The organism is Pseudoalteromonas sp. SG45-2 (genome assembly GCF_014164115.1).
GTDB lineage: Bacteria > Pseudomonadota > Gammaproteobacteria > Enterobacterales > Alteromonadaceae > Pseudoalteromonas > Pseudoalteromonas distincta.
The window spans coordinates 1-1,323 of the sequence record NZ_JACJEO010000057.1 but is presented as its reverse complement, the minus strand read 5'-3'; the positions used below and the strand labels follow the sequence as shown (position 1 = coordinate 1,323).

The following is a 1,323-nucleotide window of genomic DNA, read 5'->3' as shown; positions in this document are numbered from 1 at the left end:
AAATTAGGAATTGACACCATAGTCACTTATGTGGAGTCCCATTTATCAACAACTATTTTAACTAAATAAATTCGCTTTCTTATGTACGAGTTCTAAATGAGGCGCTACCTCGACTCCAAGATAATTTCGCGTGTTAGAACACTCTTCTTGTTAACGAGCTTTTCGCTCTTGTGACTATACTGTGTCGTCTAACATGTTGTTAATTTAGCTAAAGCTGATGTTTGATTTTTTTATAATAAAACAGCTTTATATTCTGTTTTATTATTGATTAAAGAAAAAGCGGTTCTAACCGTTTTATTGGCTAATGCGACTGCTGCACACTTTTTCCCTCGTCGTTCTATTAACGCTTTAAGCCAGCGCTCTTTACTTGTTTTTGGCTCTCGCTTAACAACTTGTTGGATGACAGCCATTGCACCTGTAATCAGTAAACTACGTAATGTTGTATTTCGACGCCGACTTATTCTACCTAAACTTAATTTACCACCAGAGCTGTGCTGAGTCGGTGTCAAACCTATACAAGCAGCGGCATCTTTGCCCGCTTTAAACCTGGCTAATTCACCCGACGACAAATTAATAAAAAGATGAATGGCATTTAAAATCCCAACCCCTTCTAGGCGCATTAGTTTTTTACAGCTTGGTGTTTCATCAACCCATTTAGCCAATGCTAAATCATAGGTCGCGATTGCTTCAGTTAACGTTAAATATAAATCCAATGATACTTTAAGCATTTTTCTAAATGCATCACAAAAACCATTCTCGGCATCTTCCAATGTATCTTGGATTGTACCTACAAACTGACTTATTGAGCGACCACTGCTTATATTAAATTCACGCAGTAAACCTGTGAGTTGATTTTTAAGCGCTACTTTTTGTTTAACACTGTGCTCTCTCAATTTGAGCATTGATTGCGCTTGCTGTTCATTAATTGATTTTGCAGTAATAAAGTGAACATCTGGTAACAGCGATGCTTGTAAAACAGCCAAAGCATCATTTTTATCTGTTTTTTGACTTTGACGAACAGACATAACTAATCGCGCAGATATTAGTAAGGAATTATGACCAAGTGAAGTTGCAAATTGATGCCAATAATTAGCACTCGCACAGGCCTCAAAAATAATCGTTGAAGAACTAAGCGATACCAAGTACTCACTAAATTGTTGCAGTGTCATCTCATTATTTGAGTGCACTTTATTATTTGTAGAACTACAAACTTGTATTAATTTATGAGCTAAATCGACACCAATTCTTAACTTATTCATAATTGAACTCCGAAAAATAATTTCTACTTAAGTGTAGAAGTTGGGAGTCCAATTATCTTGTTAT

Annotated in this window: 1 protein-coding gene; it reads right to left on the bottom strand. The window is 35.9% G+C overall.

Features of this window, described 5'->3' with window-relative positions:
- Positions 1-230: 230 nt before the first annotated feature.
- Entirely contained in the window at positions 231-1,259 is a 1,029-nt protein-coding gene (locus H5116_RS20055) for an IS110 family transposase (RefSeq protein ID WP_182716927.1), read from the bottom strand.
- Between the last annotated feature and the right edge of the window lie 64 nt (positions 1,260-1,323).